Below are 15,023 nucleotides of genomic sequence, written 5' to 3' on the forward strand. Positions count from 1 at the left end.
AATATTATATAAAAATAACTGTATTAAATGAAAGTGGTGATGTTAGTTGATCAGAAAGATGTTAATCACACTGAGCTTGGCCATTGTGCTAATAGCAGCAGGTAACGAATTTTCCTTACATAGAGTTCATGCCGAATCGTTAACTAACTTACAAAGTCAAAACAATCCATCGCAGTCATCCCCTCCTATAAGCCAAACAACAGTTGAAACAGAAATTCCCAACTCTCAAGGAAACATAGTCAATGCAGAGGAACAAATGAAGCGCGTTTACGAGGCAATCCAAGCCAATAATGTAGAGATACTGAAGAACGAAAACTATAGTAAACTAACGAAGACAGAAGTGGAAAAACTTGAAAAAGAAACGAAGGCTATAAAAGAAAGTATGGAAAAACGGAAGGATATTTTAAAGGACCGCGCTCTTTCCTATCAGCATACTGATATGCATGTCTCCTACCTTGACGTGTTGCTGGGTTCTACTAGTTTAGGTGATTTTGTGGAACGGGTTGGTGCAGTTGCAGCTATTGCCGAAGCCGACCGCACTCTTTTGGAGCAGCAGGAAAAGGAACAGCAGGAATTGGATAACAAAAAAATTTCTCTAGAAAAAAAACTTACTGAACTGGCCAATCTAAAAAACAACTTAGAGACGTTAAAGGCTCACCTGGTCAAACAAAAGAACGAATACGTATTGTTAAATAAACAGGTTAAAGAGGGAGCGAGAAAAAAGGAAGCTGCTCAAACCCACATAAATGTTTTTCCAAGCAAATCAAATGATTACATAAGTACGGTCATTAACGCAGGCAAGAAGTATATTGGGAACTCGAATTATGTTTTTGGCGGCGGAAGAAGTGCTAGTGATATTGCTCGGGGTAGATTTGATTGCTCTGGCTTTGTACATTGGGCTTTTGCGCAAGCGGGGGTTAAAATTGGCAGTACTACATCCGCAATTAGAAATGATGGCAGGCAGATATCCCCTCAGGAAATGCAGCCAGGGGATCTCGTGTTTTTTGATACGTATAAGAAAGACGGACATGTCGGTATCTATATCGGCGATGGGAAGTTTATCGGTTCTCAAAGCTCAACCGGTGTTGCCATCGCTGATATGACAGAAGGATATTGGAAAAATGCCTTTAAAGGACGGGTTGTGCGGATATAATTTGCGAGGCCGCGCATTCGGTTTGTTGCGGTTAGCCCTTGTACGAGTGTAATTGTTCCGTCTGGTGCGTAGAACCTTCCTATGAGACCGTTTGTTCGATTACTTAATCTGTTTGGTCGCGTAGAACCTTCCTATGAGACCGTTTGTTCGATTACTTAATCTGTTTGGTCGCATAGACCCTTCCTACGAGACCGTTTGTTCAATTTCTTAATCTGTTTGGTCGCGTAGAACCTTCCTATGAGACCGTTTGTTCAATTACTTAATCTGTTTGGTCGCATAGAACCTTCCTATGAGACCATTTGTTCGATTACTTAATCTGTTTGGTCGCGTAGACACTTCCTACGAGACCGTTTGTTCGATTACTTAATCTGTTTGGTCGCGTAGAACCTTCCTATGAGACCGTTTGTTCAATTACTTAATCTGTTTGGTCGCATAAACACTTCCTATGAGACCGTTCGTTCGATATTCAATCCTTTTGGTCTCATAGACTGTTCCTACGAGACCGTTTGATTGATTTTTTAATTCGTTCGGTCGCATAACACACTTCTATATAAGGTTGAATATCCTATGGCTTCATTTACTTGCCCTACACCTAATAGGCTAAAGAAGACATAAATTAACGAAAGTTGGATATTCACAATTTTCAACTCTCCAAGGTTAATAGGGTTTTCCATTATTATAGTGAATTTCCAAGGTTTGGATAAACCTTCATTCTAAAGATTGTAGATAACCACCTAAAAATTTTTAAAAAATTAGAGGCTTTTTTTTGGAAACTGCATTTAATGTATATGAAGGAGATGATGAGGTATGGCAGAGATAAATTTCCATCAACTTGCCCAAGAACTATTAAAAAGAGAAGTTGAGGTTGTTACGCTTCAAGGAACTTATACTGGAAAACTACTTGAAGTGGGTAAAGATGTTATTGTGTTGGAGACAAGAGGCCGGATGCGTTCCACGTTAGTGGCAATTCGCATTGAAACCATTGTTGCTCTCTTCCGTGTAGAAAACATACAAAGAAGAGGTCCTTTTGGCTTTAATCAAGAGGCATTTGAGGACGAACGTGAACATGATCATGACCATGACCAAATGGAAAGCAGTGACCATTAATACCTGTGATTTTTAAAAATATTTTTTCAAGCAAGAGCAGTTACTCCTTATCAACTGCTCTTGTTTTAGTTTGCTTTATTACAATTGAAAGGTATAACAGGTTACCCCTTCGACTTGTTTAAAACCTTCTTGAATATATAAAGCTTTGGCCCTTTCATTTTCCGCGTTCACACACAGAATTGTCTTGTCATATGAAATTTGTTTGGCAAAATGCAATAAATATCGGAGGAGGATCCTTCCCAAGCCTTTTCCTTGGTATTCGGGCATAATCGCAATCGGACCAATATTCATAATCGGTGCATCCTCATAATCATCGACTGCCCCGCGAATGACTCCAACAGGTCGATTTTTGTGATAAAGGATTAAGGAAGCCCCTTCAATATAATCATCATTTCCCATCATTTTAGCAACCATATCTGGAGTGTGTGGTGTTTCACTCCCCTTTAGATTGGCAAAGCCAGCGTTTCGAACCGTACACCATGCTTCTTCATCTACTCCTAGTCGGTAGGGACGAATTTCATATCCCTCTGGCATGGTGAAGTCCGGAACCACTTCATCACCTCTTATAAGTAAGAAGGTGTATCGTTCTGCCGTAAATTTCAATTGTTCCATAAACTTAGCCAATTTTTCATTTGCAAATGGGACGAACAAAAAGACTTCATCCAAGCCAGTTGTCTTCTTTACCATTTCCTGCATTAATAGGTTATAGCTCTCGATATTGTCCGCTTCTGAATGAAAAATCCTGAAACGCGCTTTCCTACCACGACGATTATATTCATTTATCATCAGTGAGGCAGCAGCGATTAATTCTCCCTCCTGATTAGTTAGGATGTAGGTCGGATTTTCTTCATTGGGTTGAAATTTTGCTAGATGGTCGTCATACAAAAACGAATCATCTAAGTCCACTTTGTGTTTCTTACAATACGCAACAAAATCTGCCACTCTCCCAGGGCCTAAATATTCTACTATCATCTCTTGCACTCCCCTTTGTGCTGCTATCTTATTATTTTTCTAGTTTATTTCCTGTTTTCCTGCTATTACAGAATCAGTTTTTTTAACATTACGGACCGCTCATGTTAAAATAAGGGAATCTTAATGTTAACAGGGGGATTATATTGGAAGAGTTTGTTTATGTAATAAGACCGAAGCGAGAACATTTTATTGAGACAATGACTGATGAGGAAAATACGATAATGGGAAAGCATTTTGATTATTTAAAGGATCTTTTAGCACAAGAAAAACTGATCCTTGCAGGTCCATGCCTAGATGGCGCCATGGGAATTTGTATTTTTCGTTCAGAATCATGGGATGCTGCGCAGAAGATCATGGAGAATGATCCCTCTGTTGTAGAAGGTGTCATGAGTTGTGAGTTACATAAATACCGTGTTTCCTTAATGGAAGGACGGTAAATAAATTTTTTAGACAGAAGGGTTTCCATTGAATAAAGACAACAAAATGCTTCGATTTTCCGTTACCTTGGCAGTAGCGCTCATCGGTGGCCTCTTGTTTACGGTACTTCATACCCCGATTCCGTGGCTGCTGGGACCGATGACAGCGGTTTTAATTGGAGCTAGATTTGGAAAGATCACGTTTTTTTGGCCGAGTTATATTCGTGATACGGGGTTAATTATTGTCGGTTACTCGATTGGTCTTTCGTTTACGAAAGCGGCACTTTTACAAATTGTAGCTAAGTTACCTTCAATGTTGCTAATGACCGTTTTACTTGTTACTTTTTGTGCTGGGATTGCCTTTGTGGTGTCTAAGCTTTCAGGAGTGGACTATCCCACAGTGTTGACAGGGAGTATTCCGGGAGGCCTTTCACAGATGATTATTTTCGCCGAAGAGGTCAAAGGAATTGATATAACTACTGTGACCTTTCTCCAAGTAGCACGATTGTTAATGATTATTTTCTTTGTTCCCTTTCTTATCCTGGGGTCATATTTTAAACATTCACCTGCTCAGACAGGGTTTGATATTATTGAAAAAGAGATGCCCTTCACTGGACCTTTTTTCCCAACAGTACTCATGTTTGCTGTACTCTGTATTGGGTGTGCTTTTTTAGCAAAAAGGCTTAAGTTTCCTACCCCATTTCTGTTAGGGCCGATTCTTGGAACAGCAATCGCTACGATTTCTGGTTTCCACGGTCCGTCATTATCACCTGCGGTTTTGGATGTATCACAATTTTTGATTGGCGGTTACATTGGACTGTTGTTGAAGCCTGAAAAATTACAACATAAGGCGAAAGTCATTTCACTAGCCCTTGTTAGTGGGATGATTATGATTTTGGGGTCGATTGGTTTAAGCATGCTTCTCGTTTCGTTTTACGATATTGCTCCCTCCACTAGTTTTTTGAGCTTGGCACCTGGAGGTATGGATCAAATGGGCATTCTCGCACATGAGGTGCACGCTGATTTATCAATGGTAACGGGGTATCAGCTTTTTCGGTTGTTTTTTATTTATTTCGCGGTGCCACCGTTGCTTAGATTATTTTTTAAGATTGGCTATCGTGGAAAAACAAAATCAGTTTAACCTTAAATAAGTCTAATGACTCCAGTTCATTATCTTGGGCATAATAATGTTTATCTACATTAAAGGTGGGATATTATGAGGCTAAGAAATGGAGATTTTTATACTAATGTTATTACCAATAAGTTATATAGGCTAAATGAAGATGGCGATAGTAACTGGTATTTGAGCTTGCGTGATGAAGAAGGTTATCATGAAACAGAAAAGACCTCAGGACGTGATATGATTAGATTGGTAGAAAGTGGGTATAAAAAAATTAAATAAAATAATCTACCCGTTTCTGTCAGGGTACCTATAATCAAATGCTTTTCGTGGAAACCAGGTAAAATTTTAAAAAAATATAAGATTTTCCAAGGAAAAAGTCCACTTTATGTCGAATATAACAGCTAAAGGGGATGACCCAATGAATAAAGTGGAGTTATTAAAAAGATTATTAAATGCTAGTCGAGGGAATATGTTTTCATTAGAGATTCCTACTACAAAAGAAGATGAAAAAAAGATTCAAGAATTGGTTAGAGTTTTAGAAGCAGAAGGAAAAATTAAATTAAGAGAATATGTACAGAGAGAATACTCAGTTTATTTACATGGAATAATTAAGTATGCATCCGAATAATCGGATGCTTATTTTTATAGCAAAGATAATTAGGAGAATTTTTGATCTTGTGATACACTTTGTCTACCATTTGATTTACTTGTTTACATGTGCCCTATTCATTCGTGAGTGGGGCTCCTTGTTTTAAAAAAGAAAAAACAGACTCTATGAAGAGCCTGCTTGATTTTGTTCTTATTATTAAGCTTTGCGCACGTTAGCTGCTTGAGCTCCACGTTGACCTTGCTCAACGTCGAAAGTAACTGTTTGACCTTCGTCTAAAGATTTGAAACCTTCGCCTTGGATCGCTGAGAAATGAACGAATACGTCTTCTCCACCTTCACGCTCGATGAATCCGAAACCTTTTTCTGCGTTAAACCATTTTACTTTACCTTGTTCCATTTTGTTTCCTCCTGCTGTGTGCTTTGCACACAATGTGTTACTATCCTTGCACTCAGTGATCATCAAGACGAAAAGTTAATCTTATACTATCCTTTACACCGAACAAAAATAATTCTTTTTAAGTTTAACATTTTATAAAAGTATTTGCAAGAGAACATAACCACAATCATTTTTGCCACTCTCAATTTTAATAAATACATCTATTTGTTTATCGTCTCACTAATTTTCCTATTTCCTATGAGATTTTCAAGAATTCTTTGTACCTCCACCCCCTCACGAAAAGAGATAATAGAGGATGCTTCATTATTTAGCTTTTTAATGATCTCATCAATAAAGGTTTTTAAATGATTACTTTCCGATACCTGAATCGTGTCAGAAGATGATTTTCTAGTTTTTATAGATAGGGAACGCCAGTTTTCAAGAGCAATCACACCCTTATTTCCCATAATGGTGAATGTTATCTCTTCCATTTGATTGATCCCCGATATTCCATTAAATAAGACGGGTATATGACCATTTATCTGTCCAAGAGCTAGTAAGCTCGTCTCGCACTTTTCCGTTTGCTCCGGGAATTTCACCGATGAGTAATGAATATCAATCTCACCAAACAACATTTGAACCATTTGTATATAGTGAGGGAAAACTTCTCGTATAAAGCCACCTTGCTCTCTTGTACTAATCCAGCTATTCTGTTGCCACGGTCTTGGCCATTCTGGAAAATAACATTGAATTTCAACCCTTTGTACATCTCCAATATAACCTTTTGAGAGACATTCTTTTAATTTGAAAAAACTTTGTCTGTAGATAGTTGGAAAGTTCATCACATGAATAATATTTCTCTCTTTTGCTAATGAAAATAGTTCCTCCGCTTCATCCAAGGAATTGGCCAATGGTTTCTCACAAATAACATGTTTATTTCTTTTGATCACTTCCTTAGCAATGGAATGGTGATACTTCGGCGGAACTGCTATATATACAAAGTTGATTCTTTCATCTTCAATAAGATCAAGATAATGTTCAAAAATAGGTACTTCATATTTATCACCTATTTCCTTCAATCTGGATAGATTTGTATCATAAATACCTATCACATCCGTACTTGGATGTTGTAAAAACTCTCTTAAAAGGATTTCCCCTACTCCACCAACACCAATGACTCCTACTCGAATATCCATTCCCATTTTTTCATTCCCTCACATTCTTAGAAACTTTGTTAACTCCATTCTCACATACATGAGGAGTGAAAAAAATCGAAAAATCCATTTATTTTTTTCGAGTTTTCTTTTATTAAAAGGATAGGAGCCCTACGATACTCAGAATATCTTATTGCTTTTTACATAAAATAAAGACGCTGAGGAGGTGAACAAATTGTCTAACCAAGAAAAAAACAACCAAAATATTTCGGAGAACATTAAAAATGGAGCTGGAGCTGTGTTTCATTCTGTCCATAAAGGACTTGAAGCCACGGAGAATGCTGCAATGAATGCTGTTGATACTACTGCAAACGCAATTGACAATTTAACAGACAACGATAAGCGATAATTCTGCAAAACATAAACGACGCCAGTATTTTGGCGTTTTTTATTTTTCTGCAAGTTTACGCACCCACAGTTTGAACCACATACCCGATGCCTATTAAACAAGCAAGGCCCCTTGGCCCTGCTTGTTATTTGACTATTACTTTCCCAACCATTCCCTCTTGGAAATGGTACCGACATATCAGTTCATATGTACCGGTAGTTTTCGGATTCACGGTAATGGTTTTTTCTTTTCCCGGCTGAATTTCTTCGTCAATATTAAGCTTTTCCACTGTGAAGGTATGCTTTTTCTTACCTTCATTTTTCAATATCAACGTTGTCGTTCTTCCCGTTGGAATAGTGATGACTTTTGGATTAAAGGCATCATCGTACAACTTGACCTCAATCACTTTCACTGACTCAAAATTCTGTGTTGCGACTCCAGATTCAGCGAATACACTGAATGTGCCTGCACATGTCACAACAAAAATCAATGCAAGCAAAACGACCAATCGAGTTAACCACTTTTTCACAATCATTCGCAATCCCTCCCTTCTTAAATACTATTTTTTTACAATTCATAAAAAATTATCACTATAATATGAGTTTTCTAATCATATTCTTAATAAAAGAAAACAATAAGAGGGGTGTAAAGTTGAAAAAAGTGAAGGTTCGTTTACTGCCCATTGTAAGCAAGATAAATTTACCCACTGTTTTGAAAACAGCTATACTTCCGGGTGACTCCTTTGAAAGATTATTTATTGCAACCCAGGTAGGAGAAATCTTTTACCTAGGAAACGGAGCTGTACAGACGTTTTTAGATATACGACCGCAAATTATCAAGCTAGGTGATCCTGGTGGTGGGTATGATGAACGAGGATTGCTTGGGCTGGCGTTTCATCCCGGATTTTATTATAACGGCCTGTTTTATCTTCACTATTCAGTAGCTGGAACACAAGGTCCAGGTGCACTTCCTGATCCTTTCAATCCTAACCCGTGTGATCCCAAGACGTTAAACCGAAGGTGGATCAATAGAGAAACTCAATATGATCATATTGATACCGTGGAAGAATGGATTGTCCAATCGAATGGTCTACCTCAAAAACGACGGACATTACTTAATTTAAGAAGACCATTTTTCAATCATAACGGTGTCAATAGCTTAAACTTTTCACCTGAAACAGGAAAACTTGTATTAACAACAGGAGATGGCGGATCAGGCTATGATCCATTTAATTTAAGTCAGGACGATATGGAAATTGCCGGTAAAATCATTGAAATGGATGTAGCTAAGAATACATTAATCGCTAATCCACCCGCAGTCACACGTTTTAATGAACTTCCCATACCTATTCAGGAAACACTTACGGTCATGGCCAAAGGGGTTCGCAATATCCCAGGCATTTCATTTCAAAGGTTTTATAATCAGTATATGAAACATGTAGGACAGGTTGGGCAGGATTTGGTGGAATCGATTTTTTCTTTCGTTCATTATAAACCCATACCTGTTACTCAGCTTGTTCAATCTTTTTTAAAAAGCACTGAACCTGACCAAGATGGACTCATTAACTTTGGCTGGCGAGGGTGGGAAGGTGCTTTTCCTACTTCGATTATACGGGGCTGTTCTCAAAATCCGTCTTTGGAGGAGAAAACAATTGCTTATTACGAAGAAGCAATAAAAACTTCAGTGACACGACTTCAGCCTCTCACTAGTTATTTTCATAAAGATCAAAGGCCCAATAAGTTTGGAGGAACTGCACTTACAGGAGTGCAAGCCTATGTGGGGAATGGAATCCCCGATTTAACGGGTAGCGTAGTGTTTTGCGATCTTGCTAGAAAAAAAGAATCTCAAACTGCGGCTAGAGGGGTTTTAGCTTATAGCCAGGTAAGAACAGATGGTAAACTACATGATTATAGTGTGATAGAAACCGATTATAATTTCGGGTCAGAATCCGCTTATTATGTTAATTTGGGAACGAATCTGGATCAAACCAGACTATATTTAGGGGTTTATAGCTCGATGAAAGTGACTGATTTTAACAAAGGTACGGTTTTTGAAATTGTTCTATGATTCATAAAATTAACCTAATATGTTATTAATTAAGCAAAATTGAAATAGATTCATTCGATTTCAATTTTGCTTAACTTTCTTTAGCTGTTTTTATCTTATTAGTTAAATATCCTAAACCAATGACAAGAACTGTAATTGCAGTAGGAATCAATAAATGTAAATCAGGTGTAAGAATATACTCGAATTTTGGTTCTGCTACCATCATTTCACCCGCTGTCCACGCTAATATTCCAGCACCAACATAAGAGATTAATGGGTACTTTTCCATTGCTTTTAATATTAATTGACTACCAAAAACAACTAGAGGAATACTAACTATGACTCCAATAATGATACCAGCTATATTACCTTCAACCGCACCAGCGATAGCTAGGACATTATCAAGAGACATGATAGCATCAGCAATAATAATTGTTTTTACAGCGGAAATGAAACTTGAACCCCCTTCTCTATGATAATTTTCATCATCACCTAATAGAAGTTTGATGGCAATATACACTAGAAGAAGACCACCTACAAAAGTTACAAAAGGTAAGTCTAGTAGGTAAACAATTGCTATTGCAAATAGTAAGCGTAAAATAATAGCTCCAACTGTTCCCCAAAAGATGGCTTTCTTTTGTTGCCTCTTTGGAACATTCCGTGATGCCATTGCGATTACCACTGCGTTATCCCCACTTAAAACAATATTGATTAAAATAACCTCCAAAAGAACCGCAAAAGACAAACCAAAAATCTCCAAATTATTCACCTCTTGTGGATAAGCTAACTAAGTCATTATATTAATTTGAGGTTTAAAAAAGACCGGAACTATTTTTAAATCCTTCAGTTCCGCACGGACTTGCCATAATTGAAGTTGAAAATGAACCTCAAGTAGGAATCTGAATAAACTGAACCAGTTACTAAAAATTCCATCCCCTTATTACCAAATAAAAAAGAGTGTCAAATATTATAAAATTTGACACTCTTTTAATTAACTATTTAATGTTTGGATAGGGAACCGAACCCGTATTGTTGTCCTGTCTATTTTTATTCGTGAAAATTCGTTCCATCTGTTGTTGCCTTGACGATTCCTGCACGAATGGTGAAATCCCCGAAGTGCTCCCCTTCGTTGCGTTCTTTTGCATAGCGGGAAAGAACCACGTTTAGTTCCTTCAAGATTTCCTCTTCACCAATATTTTCCCGGTACATTTTGCTTAGACGGCTGCCGTCGTGTGCTGCCCCTAAATACATATTGTATTTACCTGGCGCTTTACCGATGAAGCCAATTTCACCAAGTGCATGTCGGGCACAGCCATTTGGACAACCTGTCATACGAATGGTGATTTCTTCGTTACGTAGGCCGTTTTCATCCACGATGGCCTCAATTTTATCAATTAGCTTCGGTAAGTAACGTTCCGCTTCCGCCATCGCCAATCCGCAGGTTGGAAGTGCTACACATGCCATTGAATTGCGGCGGAGAGCTGAAAAGCGGCTTCCATCCGTCAACCCGTATTGTTCAATTAAAGCATTGATTTGTTTCTTTTTCTGACTAGATACATTTGCGATAATGACATTTTGATTCGGTGTTAAATGGAAATCCCCTGTATGGATCTTTGCAATTTCACGAAGGGCCGTTTTTAGCTTATAGTCCGCAAAATCTGCGACGCGTCCACCTTCGATAAATAAGGTTAGATTCCACTTCCCCTGTATGCCTTTCACCCAGCCGTAACGATCTCCGTTATGGTCAAAATGATAGGATTTAGCTTCATCTAATTTCCAGCCGAGGCGATTTTCTAATTCCGTCTTTACTGTTTCTAATCCTAATCGGTCAATCGTATATTTAAAGCGTGCATTTTTCCGAACAGAACGGTTTCCATAGTCACGTTGAATGGTAATTGTTTTTTCCGCCACTTCATACAACTGGTCTGGCTTACAGAAGCCGATAACCTTCGCAAGCTGCGGGTAGGTTGCTGTATCACCATGACTCATACCCATACCGCCGCCAATTGCTACATTGAATCCGATTAGCTTTCCATCTTCCACAATGGCAATGAATCCAAGGTCTTGTGAAAAAACATCGATATCATTGGATGGTGGAACCGCAATCCCGATTTTAAATTTCCGTGGCAAATAAAGCGGACCATACATCGGTTCTACTTCCTCCACATCTGGTGTGCCAGCTACTTTTTCTTCGTCCAGCCAAACTTCATGATAGGCTCTTGTACGTGGCAAGAGGTCATCACTTAATTTTTTGGACCATTCATAGACTTCTGCATGAATCTCAGACTGATATGGGTTTGAGGCACACATGACGTTACGATTGACATCCCCACAAGCGGCAATGGTGTCTAAAAGCGAAGCATGTATTTCCTGAATCGTCTTTTTCATATTCCATTTTAAAATCCCGTGCATTTGGAACGTCTCACGTGTTGTCAGTTTCAACGTGCCATTTCCGTATTTATCCGCAAGTTCATCCATGACCAGCCACTGGGCTGGAGCAGCCACCCCACCAGGTAATCGAACACGTAGCATGAACTGATACGCTGGCTCAAGTTTTTGTTTTTGTCTTTCATTGCGAAGATCACGGTCATCTTGAAGGTAGCTACCATGATGCTTCATGAGACGGTTGTCATCCTCAGGAATGCCGGCGCTGATCCTGTCGCCCATGACTTCTTTTAATGTACCACGCAAATAGTTGCTTCGTTCTTTGATGCCCTCAACATCACTCGGCGGGCCATCCGGTGCTTTTAAAATTTTGTTCACCATGTTGAAATAACTCCTTTCCATCCCATCAATATACATCCCGTTGGTATCGTTTTTGCTGCTGCATCTCGGCAAGATAGGCTTCTGCTTGTTCACGGCTCATATTGCCTTCTTTTTCAATAATTGAAAGAAGTGTGTGATGGACGTCATGTGCCATGTGTTTCTCATCACCGCAAATATATAGGTGTGCGCCTTCTTGTAGCCACTCAAATAATTCTTTGCTTTGCTCAAGCATGCGGTGTTGAACATACACTTTCTCATCTATATCACGTGAAAAGGCTACATCTACTTTTGTCAGGACGCCTTCTTTTAACCATTTTTGCCATTCGGTTTGGTAAAGGAAATCTGTTACAAAATGCTGATCTCCGAAAAACAGCCATGATTTCCCTTCTGCACCTGTTTCTTCTCGTTCCTGAATGAACGAACGGAATGGAGCTACTCCAGTACCAGGTCCAACCATGATAATTGGCGTTTCAGGGTTTGTTGGCAGCTTAAAGTTTTCGTTTTGCTGTATAAATACAGGTAGTGTATCTCCAGGTTGCAAGCGTTCAGCTGTTAAAATGGAGCAAACGCCCTTTCTTTCACGACCATGGGCATCATAGCGTACAGCACCGATTGTTAAATGGACTTCATCCGGGTTGGCTGCTAAGCTGCTTGCAATCGAGTAAAGACGGGCAGGGATTTTACGAAGGACCGAAATAAATTCTTGTGCCGATCCTCCCCAAGGACCAAAGTCATGAACCAAATCAAGCAGGTCACGCCCATGGATATAGGCTTTCATTTTTTCCTCGTTACCCGGTGAAAGCAGGTCTTGTAGCTCCTCATTTTTTGAAAGCTTTGCTACTTTTTCCAGGAACGGTTTTGATAAAACGGTAATCTCAAAATAAGAAGTGAGCGCTTTTTGTAGGGATAGAGCGTCTCCCTGTTTGTTAACGATCACTGTTTCTTCCGCACTCCATGGCAATTCAGCAAGGAGTTGTTCAACAAGAGCAGAATCGTTCTCCGGATAGATTCCTAGACTATCACCCGGTTCAAAGGTCAGTCCTGAGCCTTCGAGTGATAGTTCAAGGTGACGTGTTTCTTTATTGGAACCACGTCCATTGAGGTTGATATTTTCAAGTACTTCGGCTTTAAATGGATTGCTTCTAGAGTACTCGGATTCAGTAGATTGAGCTGCTGCCGCTACTGGACTTGCGCTTGTAGCAGAAGTTCCTTCTAGTTCGGTACTTAAGCTGCCGAGGATTCCTTCGAGCCATTCAGATGCTGGCTCATTATAATCCACATCGCAGTCGAAGCGTGGATATAGGCGTGTGCCGCCTAGTTCTTCGAGGCGAGAATCGAATTCTTTTCCTGTTTGACAGAAGAATTCATATGAGCTGTCGCCAAGTGCTAGCACTGAGAAATGAAGATCCGTCAGCTTTGGTGCTCGTTTGCTGTGTAAAAACTCATGGAATGTAAGTGCACTATCAGGTGGCTCACCTTCACCATGGGTACTTACTATAATAAGAAGGTTTTGGACTTTCTTTAAATTATTTGTTTTAAAATCACTCATAGAAGAGACGGTTACTTGGAACCCTTTTTCCTCTAATGTTTTGCCCGTTTTCTTTGCTAGTCCCCGAGCATTGCCCGTTTGTGAACCATAAAGGATTGTTATTTCTTTTGTCACTTTTGAATCACTGCTTTGGACAGGAAGGACTGCCCCCTGGTTATTGGCTGCTCCAAGAACAGTAAATGGGGATGCAGCAAGATAGCCGCTCAGCCAAACTTTTTGTGCGTCTGTTAAGGTTGGCAAAAGGCGGTTAAGTAGTTCTGCCTGCTCCTGATTAAACGGACTGTTGATTACCTGAAGTTGCAACGATATCCACCTCACTAAGGAATAATCTTTTTGTTTTTTTGTACGTTCATGATTCTTTTATGTTAGTTAACTATGAATCTTCTACTTTAATTTGCACAGGTTGTTGATTGAGCTTTTAATAGTGCCCGGGAACTATCAATTATAGTCCTTCGGGCAAACCTTGTTTTCCTGTTGCTCTTCTTACAACAATGTCCTCAATCACCTGATGACCACTTAAAGGACCCGTATGAAGGATTTGCTGACCTTCCTTTTGCCGCTTTCGAACCTCGTGATTCACTTCAGCGGTAAGCAGCCCTGAGAATAATAAATATGGGACAACCAGCACACGGCCAGCCGCACCTTCTGTAATCATCTCTAACCCTTCACTCAACCTTGGTTCGGCTGCAGCCATATAACAAACAGACACATGCCTGATTCCCAGCCGCTCACGGATTCCCTTAGCAATCCTTGCAAAATCATCGTGAACAACAGGATCACTGCTACCCCTTCCAACAATCAATAATCGGTCTTCCGGTCCTATGTCGCCGGCCGTAGAATGAACCAGCTCTGCTATTCCATCCAGAATCATCCCCTGGACACCGAAAGGATCCTTCACATTTACCTCAATATGTGGGTATTTGACCTTCAATGAAGAAAGTGCCTCTGGAATATCCTGCTTTATATGTCCTGCCGCTAAAAGGAACAAAGGGACGACAGTAATTTCTGTCGCTCCCCTTTCCACACAACGCTGAAAGCCTTCCTCAATCAAAGGAGGAGTCAGTTCAAGAAAACTGATTTCCTGAATTGGAATATCCACTCTCTTCATTACCCTTTGGATAAAATCGTTCGCTTCCTCCGCTCCTTTTTTTGAGCGTGTCCCATGACCAATGTAAAGTATTGCTTTCATAGAATTCCTCTCTTTTAGGGATCGAAATCTTTCGACCACTCAATAACTCAAACTATTTTAAAAAATCGTTTTCCACCAATTATTAAATCCAATAGGATTACTATTATTTATTTTAAACTACTACAAGCCCAATAGGAATACTTTATTTCAGCTTATTTTACATCCCGTATCTCTT

The 15,023-nt window shown here is 39.4% G+C and carries 16 protein-coding genes; 8 read left to right on the forward strand and 8 right to left on the reverse strand.

The window, feature by feature from the left end; genetic code table 11:
• Positions 1 to 58 precede the first annotated feature (58 nt).
• Together QFZ87_RS16430 and QFZ87_RS16435 are read left to right on the forward strand one after the other, a co-directional pair.
• Positions 59 to 1,153 (forward strand): C40 family peptidase, encoded by a 1,095-nt coding sequence (locus QFZ87_RS16430; RefSeq protein ID WP_309863482.1) that lies wholly within the window; start codon positions 59 to 61, stop codon positions 1,151 to 1,153.
• Positions 1,154 to 1,960: 807 nt separating this feature from the next.
• Complete coding sequence (locus QFZ87_RS16435) at positions 1,961 to 2,260, forward strand: hypothetical protein (RefSeq protein ID WP_309863485.1); 300 nt, start codon at positions 1,961 to 1,963, stop codon at positions 2,258 to 2,260.
• A 78-nt stretch (positions 2,261 to 2,338) separates the two neighbouring features.
• On the opposite strand, the gene QFZ87_RS16440 is transcribed toward QFZ87_RS16435, so the two are convergent.
• On the reverse strand, positions 2,339 to 3,232 hold the full coding sequence (locus tag QFZ87_RS16440) for a GNAT family N-acetyltransferase (protein WP_309863488.1): 894 nt from the start codon (positions 3,230 to 3,232) through the stop codon (positions 2,339 to 2,341).
• A 143-nt stretch (positions 3,233 to 3,375) separates the two neighbouring features.
• Here QFZ87_RS16440 and QFZ87_RS16445 point away from each other — a divergent pair, with 143 nt between their 5' ends.
• The 4 genes from QFZ87_RS16445 to QFZ87_RS16460 all read left to right on the forward strand — a co-directional run bounded on the left by QFZ87_RS16445 (position 3,376) and on the right by QFZ87_RS16460 (position 5,399).
• Positions 3,376 to 3,669, forward strand: a complete 294-nt coding sequence (locus QFZ87_RS16445; protein ID WP_309863490.1) for a YciI family protein — start codon at positions 3,376 to 3,378, stop codon at positions 3,667 to 3,669.
• 28 nt (positions 3,670 to 3,697) lie between these two features.
• Positions 3,698 to 4,789, forward strand: coding sequence for an AbrB family transcriptional regulator (locus QFZ87_RS16450; protein WP_309863493.1), 1,092 nt, complete (start codon positions 3,698 to 3,700; stop codon positions 4,787 to 4,789).
• Between the two features lie 75 nt (positions 4,790 to 4,864).
• Positions 4,865 to 5,050, forward strand: coding sequence for a hypothetical protein (locus tag QFZ87_RS16455; protein WP_308079557.1), 186 nt, complete (start codon positions 4,865 to 4,867; stop codon positions 5,048 to 5,050).
• A 106-nt stretch (positions 5,051 to 5,156) separates the two neighbouring features.
• Positions 5,157 to 5,399: a hypothetical protein gene (locus QFZ87_RS16460; RefSeq protein WP_309863496.1), complete on the forward strand. Its 243-nt coding sequence runs from the start codon at positions 5,157 to 5,159 to the stop codon at positions 5,397 to 5,399.
• 177 nt (positions 5,400 to 5,576) lie between these two features.
• Here QFZ87_RS16460 and QFZ87_RS16465 read toward each other — a convergent pair whose 3' ends face one another.
• Together QFZ87_RS16465 and QFZ87_RS16470 are read right to left on the reverse strand one after the other, a co-directional pair.
• On the reverse strand, positions 5,577 to 5,777 hold the full coding sequence (locus QFZ87_RS16465) for a cold-shock protein (RefSeq protein ID WP_042463323.1): 201 nt from the start codon (positions 5,775 to 5,777) through the stop codon (positions 5,577 to 5,579).
• Between the two features lie 200 nt (positions 5,778 to 5,977).
• On the reverse strand, positions 5,978 to 6,952 hold the full coding sequence (locus QFZ87_RS16470; protein ID WP_309863504.1) for a Gfo/Idh/MocA family protein: 975 nt from the start codon (positions 6,950 to 6,952) through the stop codon (positions 5,978 to 5,980).
• A gap of 184 nt (positions 6,953 to 7,136) precedes the next feature.
• On the opposite strand from QFZ87_RS16470, the gene QFZ87_RS16475 reads away from it, so the two are divergent.
• Complete coding sequence (locus QFZ87_RS16475; RefSeq protein ID WP_309863506.1) at positions 7,137 to 7,319, forward strand: hypothetical protein; 183 nt, start codon at positions 7,137 to 7,139, stop codon at positions 7,317 to 7,319.
• Between the two features lie 124 nt (positions 7,320 to 7,443).
• Here the strand turns inward: QFZ87_RS16475 and QFZ87_RS16480 are convergent, their stop codons facing one another.
• On the reverse strand, positions 7,444 to 7,833 hold the full coding sequence (locus QFZ87_RS16480) for a cupredoxin domain-containing protein (protein WP_309863507.1): 390 nt from the start codon (positions 7,831 to 7,833) through the stop codon (positions 7,444 to 7,446).
• A gap of 62 nt (positions 7,834 to 7,895) precedes the next feature.
• Here QFZ87_RS16480 and QFZ87_RS16485 point away from each other — a divergent pair, with 62 nt between their 5' ends.
• Entirely contained in the window at positions 7,896 to 9,365 is a 1,470-nt protein-coding gene (locus tag QFZ87_RS16485) for a PQQ-dependent sugar dehydrogenase (protein ID WP_396133929.1), read from the forward strand.
• A 70-nt stretch (positions 9,366 to 9,435) separates the two neighbouring features.
• On the opposite strand, the gene QFZ87_RS16490 is transcribed toward QFZ87_RS16485, so the two are convergent.
• The 4 genes from QFZ87_RS16490 to QFZ87_RS16505 form a co-directional block, all read right to left on the reverse strand.
• Positions 9,436 to 10,113, reverse strand: a complete 678-nt coding sequence (locus tag QFZ87_RS16490) for a TerC family protein (protein WP_396133930.1) — start codon at positions 10,111 to 10,113, stop codon at positions 9,436 to 9,438.
• A 278-nt stretch (positions 10,114 to 10,391) separates the two neighbouring features.
• Positions 10,392 to 12,110, reverse strand: coding sequence for an assimilatory sulfite reductase (NADPH) hemoprotein subunit (gene cysI, locus QFZ87_RS16495; RefSeq protein WP_309863515.1), 1,719 nt, complete (start codon positions 12,108 to 12,110; stop codon positions 10,392 to 10,394).
• A 25-nt stretch (positions 12,111 to 12,135) separates the two neighbouring features.
• A complete protein-coding gene (locus QFZ87_RS16500) occupies positions 12,136 to 13,962 on the reverse strand; it encodes an assimilatory sulfite reductase (NADPH) flavoprotein subunit (protein WP_309863518.1) in 1,827 nt (608 codons plus the stop codon).
• A gap of 139 nt (positions 13,963 to 14,101) precedes the next feature.
• Positions 14,102 to 14,887 (reverse strand): sirohydrochlorin chelatase, encoded by a 786-nt coding sequence (locus tag QFZ87_RS16505; RefSeq protein ID WP_309863520.1) that lies wholly within the window; start codon positions 14,885 to 14,887, stop codon positions 14,102 to 14,104.
• Positions 14,888 to 15,023 lie beyond the last annotated feature (136 nt).

The organism is Bacillus sp. SLBN-46 (assembly GCF_031453555.1).
Lineage (GTDB): Bacteria > Bacillota > Bacilli > Bacillales > Cytobacillaceae > Neobacillus.